Raw genomic sequence first — 6,994 nt, forward strand, 5'->3', positions numbered from 1 at the left:
CCCATTGTTATTTTACAGTATTTCTCTGATTTCTATTTTCAGTATATTACCTTTACTATTGAAAGGTCAATTTATTTTTTCGTTTTTTTTCATTTGTTTTTCATTTCCTTTTAATTTTCTTTTAATTTTAATTACTTTAGATTAATATAAAAAAATGATGTATGATAATAATTAAGAGAAAGTTCATTATAAATCTCCAGTCAGTCTCATTTGAGTAATAAATATTCCATTTTCTCATTTATGACTTCAGTGGTAATCGATTTTTTTGTAAGCGAGTTCAATTTGATAAAATAATTAAGGTATATAGGTGATAAAATGAAAAAAATGTTTGCGCCAGAACGACGGAAAATCATACTGGAAAAACTGACAGATCTGCATCGTATTACAATAAAAGAACTTTCAGAAGAAATAAAAGTTTCTGAAGCGACATTACGAACAGATTTATCGAAGATGGAAGAAGAGGGTCTTCTAAAAAGAACACATGGAGGAGCAATTTTATCCGAAAAGCAAGATAACGATACAAGCTTTACTACACGAGAACTAAAAAACCGCTTTGAAAAGGCTGCTATTGCTAAAAAGGCTGCTGAACTTCTCTCAAACGGTCAATGTATTATGCTCGATTCAAGCTCAACCACTCTTGAACTAGCCCGTACTCTAAAAGAGATGGAAATTCGACTAACAGTTGTAACAAGTGGCATTAATACTGCTCTTGAATTAAATGAGAATTCTAATATCACTGTGATATTACTAGGAGGGATTGTTAAAAAAGGTTCGTATTCTCTAGAAGGTAGTTTAGGAGTAAATATTTTAAACCAAATTAATATCGATCTGATGTTTACGTCCGCTAATGGATTTTCTTTCGAATCCGGTTTAACAGATTTCAGTGTATATGAAGTGGAATTAAAAAAAGCCATGGTCAATGCCTCCAACAAGGTAGTTGCTTTACTTGATCATACTAAAATTAATAAAAATTCAATTGCATCATTTGCTTCAATTGATCGAATAGATACTATAATAACTGATTTTGATATAACAGATAATTATGCAAAAAAACTTGAAGAACAAAATGTTGACGTAATAACAGTATCAACAGACGAAAACGTTCATTAATCCCTTCCTCTATAGAAATTATATAAGTATATAATTAATGGATTCCCGATTTAAACGGTGGAAGTTTTATGAATATAGCTATACAAATTAAATAGTGAGGTGACAAATATGTTTCATACAATTGAAGAAGCATTAAAGGATTTAAAGAGTGGAAAAATTATCATTGTTTGTGATGATGAAAAGCGTGAGAATGAAGGTGATTTTGTCGCGCTTGCTGAATACTCTACACCTGAAGTCATTAATTTTATGGCCATGCACGGCAGAGGATTGATTTGTACGCCCATTTCTAACCAATTGGCTACAAGACTTGAACTAAATCCTATGGTTGTTCATGATAACAACACAGATGCTTACGGTACAGCTTTTACGATTAGCGTTGATTACAAAACAACAACAACGGGTATCAGTGCGTTTGAACGTTCCGAAACAATTCAAGCATTATTGGATGAAGATGTAAATGCTGATGATTTTCGTCGGCCAGGGCATGTGTTTCCACTAATCGCACGAAACGGTGGAGTACTTCGTCGCGCTGGTCATACAGAAGCAGCTGTTGACCTAGCATTATTAGCCGGTGGAAAACCTGCGGGTGTTATTTGCGAAATTATGAAAGATGACGGTACAATGGCACGCATTCCAGACTTAGTAACGATTGCTAAGCACTTTGATCTAAAGATGATTACAATTAAAGAGTTAATTGAGTTTCGTCGTAAATATGAAAAACCGTGCATTGAAAAAGTAGAAATAAATTAGAATACAAGGTTCCTGATGTTCACCTTTTTGTCTACTTTCGTGTATTGAAATTACATACTGTGAGAATTGTTTTGAATGATAAATACTAATATGAAGATTGGGATGCAAGCCATTGAAGATCGAATTAGGAATACAGCTTAAGATTTAACTTTTTAGTGTCCAAAATATTGACTCAAATCCAGTTAAATCAGATCGATACTCTGATAACTAATTATGTTATGCAAGATAGTGAAATAAAAAAGTTAAAAGAACAAAACATTAAAGCAATAGTAGTATCAGATGAAAATATCCATTAATCCTATTTTTGAATATAAATAAAATATTCATGGGATATACCTTTCATTATTACTGATGCTCCTTATCAGTAATAACTTTGAAGAGTGCCCTCACCTCTAAATACAATAAAAAGTAGCCTAGTGCTTTCTAAAAAGCCTTGGCTACCTCTTATTTCCCTCCTGTCTTATCAATAAGGCAGATAAAGATTCTACTTATAACATTAAAATATAAAATGTCTACAATCAACGGGTAGAAAATCCAACTTTGTCTTACCTCACCTGGACATACTTTTATTATCCTAAAAAAAGGCATCATCACAATACTGTTGATGGAATTCATAAATTATTTGAACTGCCTACATTGGAACAAATTCTATTAGAAATTTCTAAATTCTTTTCAAATTATTGTATTCCTCACATCGAAATTTATAAAATGTAAAAACAAACGATAAATAAAATGAAAAATATAAAAATAAATGATAAATAATATTGAAAAAGCGATTGAATTTGTATTAAAATGAAAATAGTTAATTTAATACTCAACAATGAAAACGTTTTCAAAAATATATTAATAGAAAGGGAGATATTTTATGGGTTTTCAAGGATATGATAAAAACTTCAATATTACAGACAAAGTTGCAATTGTAACAGGCGGAGCAAGCGGAATTGGAAAAGCTATATCGGAATTATACATAGAAAAAGGGGCAAAAGTTGCTATTTTTGACCAAAAAGATTTTGTGAAAGATGTAGCTAAGGAATTGAGTACAAAAAATTCCATCGGCGTGCAATGCGATATTACTAGTAACGAAAGTATGGACCTTGCAATCCAGGAAGTTAGAGAACACTTCGGCAAGATTGATATTCTAGTAAACTGTGCTGGTATTGCTTTACTCGATGATGCAGAAAATATTTCTGATGATTACTGGCAAAAAACCATTGAGATTAACTTAACTGGATCATTTAAAATGTGCCAGAAAGTCGGCACTTTAATGATTGAACAAGGAAAAGGTGGGAATATTATTAACTTAGCTTCTCAGGCAGCACTTATTGCATTAGATAATCATGTGGCTTATGCTGCAAGTAAAGCCGGAATTCTTGGAATGACTAAAGTACTTGCTTATGAATGGGCTCAATTTGACATTAAAGTAAACGCTATTTCACCTACTGTTATTTTAACTGAATTAGGGGAAAAGGCTTGGGCTGGAGAAAAAGGGGAAAAAGCGAAAAAAGAAATTCCACTTGGACGCTTTGGATACCCCGAAGAAGTTGCAGCTATTGCCTTATTCTTAGCGAGCGATGCGACAAATCTAATTACTGGTGAAAATATGGTAATTGATGGTGGTAATACGATTAAATAATAGGGAATAAAATCAATATTATCCTGAAGGGATAGTATTGATTGGGGCTCTGATGAAGAAATGATTCTCTAGAAACGGGCAGTTTTTTTTAAACTACCAGCAGAAACTAATTCAGATAGTCTATGGATAAATTGGTTTTGATTTTGTACAGACGTCACCATTTGGTGAGTCTGTTTCTTTTTAATCAAACGTATCACTTATATGCCACAGTATGTAAATAGCTGTACGAAATAGCTCCAATTCCTCCATAAAACGGAATAAAACAGTGATCTTGCTCTATTGTATTTTTAAAATATCTTGCTTGCTTTAATTGCATGCCTAAAGGCGGATTTTTCTCTTCTTTCAATCCAACAACTGGATTCATTATCTTTACCTCCTCTACTTATTAACCAGTACCCCTGTCCTCCATGTAGTGTCATAGCTTCGCTTGTTATACGAGAGCTGCGTCTTCTTAAGTATTGCCTTTTCCCCTAAATTCCAGAAGTCTATTTTCATGGTAGTTCTATAAAACTTATCGCGGAGTTGACACAAACTGTGAAGGAGTGAGTCAAATGGAATTAACAGAGTTTACAGAAGGTGCAAGTGGAAGTGGGCGAAAATGGTTTGTTGGCAAAAGAGAAAAATATTTGGATAGGGTTACTTTCTTAGAAGATTGTTGGAGTGAATTTTACCTTGATGAAAAGTTTGAAAAACCAAGTCACGAAGTGGTTTATATCGCATTTGTAAGAGCATTTGAAAATTATGGAGAAGATGATTCCCCTATGGAAATGGAAGATGGATATTGTTTTTGCGATATGAAAGAGAAAGACTCTTTTAAAGTATTCGTGCTAGACGAAATGGATTTAAAACAGAAGAAGTAACGTCATAGTACGAATACACTACGCTTGTTGAACTAACCTGCCCCGTTAGCCATCCATGAATCGCAAAAATCGGCGATTCACCACAAAGATTGAAAATGGTTAGGAAGTGTCAATACTAATACTGACCTTAACCCAGTCAACCCTAATCCATAGACTAATTAATTAACGCTCTCCTCTTTTTTTAAAACGATTGAGCAGGGTCTTCTTAAGTATTGTTATTTTTCATTTTTAAAGAAACTTATTTTCATGGTAGTTCAATAAGAAAAAGGCTGCCTCAGCAACCTCTCTTATTGAAGTAAAGCACCCGTTAGTTCCATAATCCTTATTTTTAATCAGTTAATTCCTCACCCGTAATAATTTTAAATAAATACCTGAATTTTCTTCTGTTAATTGCATACTTATCATTCCCTCTAACAACTTCTAATTTATCTTTATTAGGATTAATCCAAATCAGATGTTGTAATGCGTCTACCTGAGTATTTTTATTTTATAGGGAAAAAGAATAGATAGTCAGCGGGATGAGACATTTAGTTAAAAACCTACATCTCCATTTTTAGGCCCTATAACATGTTGATCATTTTCTTCTAATATTTCTACTGGGACGGTGTTACTCATGAATATACCTCCTATTTTATATATTAAAGCAATAAAAATATTAATTTTCTCACTTAAGTTTTTTCAACATCGTAATACGCTCTTCCTCAACAATATAACCGAGCTTACTGAAAAAGTCTTTTGGCCCTTCCTTTTTTCTAATTGTTGATAAATAAATTTGATTGACCTCGAGGTGGTTCAACTCTCTCTCTAATCTATTTATTAATTTTTTTCCTATGCCTCTCTGTTGATATGAAGGTTTAATACATAGTTCATTTAGATAAAAAACTTTTCTATTCTCCCAAGCCTCATCATTTCCAATACAAAAACCCACTATTTCTGAATTAGAATCCTCCAAACAAACGATGCCTCTAAACCCAGGAGTTTTAAAGATGGTTTCAATTCTTTGAATGGCATATTCTAAGGTCCAATTCTCATTCCAGGGTGGACTATTAAAAACTTCTATAAAAAGGTTAGCTGCATCATAAATTTGATTATCTTTAAAATAATTATAAATTATCATTACAGTACCTTCTTTTCCTTTGAGAATTTAAGTTGTATTTTTGATTCGGAAAAAAATTTGCTAATAAGACGACTAGATATAAACATTGTAAATGCACCCGTAATTGCCAATACATAATAAACACTTAAAAATTTTGTTAAAAAAGCGATTAGTGGAAATGACAAGAACATTATGAATGTGGATAAAAATTTAGTCATTGATAGCATTGTATTCCTTTTTTCAGATGAAACCTCTAAATTCAAAACATTGCTAGCAATAGGTTCAAGTGTATTATAAATTAAACTCACACCAAAAAATCCAATTAGAACCCAAAAGTTAGTTTTAGTAAATAAAAGCAAGAACATCACAACTGTTGCATTCAAACAAAAACTGAAAACAATCCTTGCTGTAAATTTACTCTCTAGTTTGTATGCGTTAATAGAAGCAACTGCTGCAACAATTGAATCAATTCCGAACAATAAAGATATTATGTATGTAGGTAAACCCATTTGATCAAAAAGCACTTGATTATACATGTAATATACAGAACCTATTGCATAAAAGATTCCTATACCAATTAAATATAGCCTCAAATTTGGATTTAATTTCAAAAACAATTTAATTTCTCCAATTAAATCCGAAACCTTTCTAGTTTTATTTGTATTATAACTACTACTTTCTTTTAAATTTAAAGTTATTAACAATGCAATTGACTGACATATTACACCAAATAAGTATACTGTAGACCATGATAATTCCTGGAGAAACCCTCCTATTGACATAGAAATAGCTAACGCTAAAATTACAATAGCAAAATAACGTCCAATGATTTTACTGTAATTTTTTTCGAGTTTCTTATCTTTTAACGTGTCATACAGTAGGGATTGATCTGCTCCAGAAATACAAGTTAGACCTACTCCGTAAAAGACTTGAGCTACAGCAATTAAATAAAAACTATCAAAAAACATAAATCCTAGCATATAACAAATAATGAACATTCTCGCTACAATTAAAGAGACTTTCCTACCATATTTATCAGAAATAAGTCCGGTTGGAATTTCTGATAAAAATTGTGTTGCGTTTAGAATAGCTTGTAGTATAGCAATTTGTAATAATGAAAAACCCAAATGTGTAAAGTAAATCATCCAAATTGCTCTATCAAAAAAATTATTACCGAAAAATCCAATAAAATAGAGTTTCATTACATTTTTATCATTCGGAATTTTCTGCATAGTTCCTCCTTTTCCTAATATTTCAAAAAAATTAAAACATTGACAATGTTAAAAATTATATTACAATTTATATTGTACCAAATTTTACATAAAAAGGAGATAAAAAAATGACAAAAACATCAAAAAACATTGAGAACTTTGTAAAAAACTCTGAGGGTAAATCACAAGATCACTAYAAYCATGTTTCAAAAAACATCGAGAACTTTGTGAGCAACTCTGAAGGTAAATCACAAGATCACTATAACCATGTTTCAAAAAACATCGAGAACTTTGTGAGCAACTCTGAAGGTAAATCACAAGATCACTATAACCA

7 protein-coding genes and 1 pseudogene are annotated in these 6,994 nt (G+C 31.7%); 5 read left to right on the forward strand and 3 right to left on the reverse strand.

Going from position 1 to position 6,994, the window contains the following annotated elements; all coding sequences use genetic code 11:
* Nucleotides 1-315 precede the first annotated feature (315 nt).
* The 3 genes and pseudogenes from AC1DIV_RS27205 to AC1DIV_RS27215 all read left to right on the forward strand — a co-directional run bounded on the left by AC1DIV_RS27205 (nt 316) and on the right by AC1DIV_RS27215 (nt 3,493).
* Nucleotides 316-1,110: a DeoR/GlpR family DNA-binding transcription regulator gene (locus AC1DIV_RS27205; RefSeq protein WP_328138827.1), complete on the forward strand. Its 795-nt coding sequence runs from the start codon at nt 316-318 to the stop codon at nt 1,108-1,110.
* 108 nt (nt 1,111-1,218) lie between these two features.
* Nucleotides 1,219-1,854: pseudogene (gene ribB, locus AC1DIV_RS27210) on the forward strand (3,4-dihydroxy-2-butanone-4-phosphate synthase); the annotation flags it as partial.
* A gap of 871 nt (nt 1,855-2,725) precedes the next feature.
* Entirely contained in the window at nt 2,726-3,493 is a 768-nt protein-coding gene (locus AC1DIV_RS27215) for an SDR family oxidoreductase (RefSeq protein ID WP_328138828.1), read from the forward strand.
* Between the two features lie 193 nt (nt 3,494-3,686).
* Here AC1DIV_RS27215 and AC1DIV_RS27220 read toward each other — a convergent pair whose 3' ends face one another.
* Nucleotides 3,687-3,857, reverse strand: a complete 171-nt coding sequence (locus AC1DIV_RS27220; RefSeq protein ID WP_477577839.1) for a hypothetical protein — start codon at nt 3,855-3,857, stop codon at nt 3,687-3,689.
* 187 nt (nt 3,858-4,044) lie between these two features.
* Here AC1DIV_RS27220 and AC1DIV_RS27225 point away from each other — a divergent pair, with 187 nt between their 5' ends.
* Nucleotides 4,045-4,353: a hypothetical protein gene (locus AC1DIV_RS27225; RefSeq protein ID WP_477577840.1), complete on the forward strand. Its 309-nt coding sequence runs from the start codon at nt 4,045-4,047 to the stop codon at nt 4,351-4,353.
* A gap of 664 nt (nt 4,354-5,017) precedes the next feature.
* Here AC1DIV_RS27225 and AC1DIV_RS27230 read toward each other — a convergent pair.
* Nucleotides 5,018-5,470 (reverse strand): GNAT family N-acetyltransferase, encoded by a 453-nt coding sequence (locus AC1DIV_RS27230; protein ID WP_477577841.1) that lies wholly within the window; start codon nt 5,468-5,470, stop codon nt 5,018-5,020.
* Nucleotides 5,470-6,681 (reverse strand): MFS transporter, encoded by a 1,212-nt coding sequence (locus tag AC1DIV_RS27235; protein WP_477577842.1) that lies wholly within the window; start codon nt 6,679-6,681, stop codon nt 5,470-5,472. Before AC1DIV_RS27235 ends, AC1DIV_RS27230 begins: the two co-directional genes overlap by 1 nt.
* A gap of 107 nt (nt 6,682-6,788) precedes the next feature.
* Between AC1DIV_RS27235 and AC1DIV_RS27240 the strand changes: the two genes are divergently transcribed.
* Nucleotides 6,789-6,994, forward strand: a 206-nt coding sequence (locus tag AC1DIV_RS27240; RefSeq protein ID WP_477577843.1) for a hypothetical protein, incomplete at its 3' end; no start/stop codon positions are given.

The sequence above is a fragment of the Peribacillus sp. 05N428 genome (assembly GCF_056397085.1).